At 75.7% G+C, this 1643-nt stretch carries 1 protein-coding gene and 1 pseudogene; one reads left to right on the forward strand and one right to left on the reverse strand.

Going from position 1 to position 1643, the window contains the following annotated elements:
* Positions 1-1149, reverse strand: a 1149-nt coding sequence (locus MCM47_RS40350; RefSeq protein WP_374209282.1) for an NAD-dependent epimerase/dehydratase family protein, incomplete at its 3' end; no start/stop codon positions are given.
* A 211-nt stretch (positions 1150-1360) separates the two neighbouring features.
* On the opposite strand from MCM47_RS40350, the pseudogene MCM47_RS40355 reads away from it, so the two are divergent.
* A pseudogene (locus MCM47_RS40355) lies at positions 1361-1643 on the forward strand (hypothetical protein); the annotation flags it as partial.

Below are 1643 nucleotides of genomic sequence, written 5' to 3' on the forward strand. Positions count from 1 at the left end.
CCAGAGGCGGCGCCGTTGGCGCGCCCGCCGCACCAGCGCCGCCGTACCGACCAGCGCCACCGTCGCCCCGGCCGCGCCCAGGCTGGTCGCGGCCTCCTTGCCGCCCAGCCGGCGCCCGGCCACCGCGTGCTTGCCGGAGACCTGTGCCAGCAGCTCGGCCAGCACCTGCTCGTTGGTGTAGAGCGGCCGCCAGCCCGCCTCGTGCAGCCGGCTGCCGGAGACCACCCACGGGTACATGGTGTAGGCGAGGTCCCCCGCAGGTGCCGGGGTCAGGCCGAGCCGGTGCAGCCGGGCGGCGGTGCCCAGCGCCAGCGACGCCGGCAGTTCCATCCGCCGGATGCCCGACAGCCGCTCCACGTCCTCCTGCTCCAGCCAGCCGTCGCAACCGACCGTCACCTCGCCCTCGACCAGTCCGAGCGCCGCGTACTCCAGCGCCGCCGCCAGGTCGTCCACGTGGCAGAACTGCCAGCACGGCCGGGAACCGGCCACCACCAGGAGGCGGGGAGCCTCGAAGTGCCGGGTCAGCACCGTGTCGACGCCCGGCCCGACCACCACGGCCGGCCGCAGCACCGTCACCTGCAGGCCCGGGTGGGCGCGCGGGGCCCGCCGGGCCAGCCGCTCGATCTCCAGCAGGTCCCCGACCAGCGAGGCCTCCTCGGTGGCCCGCAGCTCGGAGTCCTCGGCCAGCGGCACCTCGTTGTCGGCCAGCGCGCCGTAGACCATCGCCGAGGTGCAGAGCACCACCCGGTGCACGCCGGCCGCCGCGGCGGCGGTCAGCACGGTCTGCGCGCCGCGCACGTTGTAGGCGCTGCGGGCGCGCGGGTCGGACTCCATCCCGAGGTCCATCGCCAGGTGGACCACCACGTCCACACCGGCCAGCCGCTCGGCCACCGCGGGGTCGCGAACGTCGAGGATGCGCCACTGCACGCCCGGCACCTCGCCCCGGCGGTCGTCGACCGCGAGGACCTTCTTCACTCCCGGCGAGGCCACCAGGCGGGCCGCGACGCGCTCGCCGAGCACCCCGGCGGCACCCGTGACGGCCACGGTCAGCGGCCTGCCGCCGTAGGCTGGAGGCGGCGACGCCGTGGTGTCCGGGGCGTCCTCTCCTCCGGTCAGCCCAGAGCGAACGTCCGAAGGCGGGGAACTCACCGGCCATCCTCCACGGTTAGCTTATGTGCGTACGTACGTGTGTCACGTACGTCCATCCTGCCCGAGGCGGAGGCCCGGCGGTGCACCCGGCGCGGGTCAGCCGCACCGGGAGCCGCCCACCGGCCGCGAGTCCCCCCGCTCCGCCGACCGCCCCGGGCCCGCAGACCCACCGCCACCACCCGCATGACGGCCGACCGGATCGAGGACCCCCGTGAGCGACCTTCCCTTCGGATTCGGCGTTCCGCCAGAGGAGCCCGAGGACGGCAAGGCCAAGCCCGAGGACGCCAAGGGCGGGCCCGGCGACGAGCAGAAGAAGGAGCAGGGCGGCCCGCAGCCGTTCGGCTTCGCCGGCGGGAACCCGTTCGGCGCGCTGTTCGGGATGGGCATGCCCGGCGGCCCTGGCACGCCGGGTGCCCCCGGTGGCGCCGACAACCCGTTCGCGGCGATGTTCGGCGGCCTCAACCCCAACGACCTCGGCGCAGCGTTCCAGCAGC

Origin of the sequence: Kitasatospora sp. A2-31, from assembly GCF_022288725.1 — a bacterium.
Lineage (GTDB): Bacteria > Actinomycetota > Actinomycetes > Streptomycetales > Streptomycetaceae > Kitasatospora.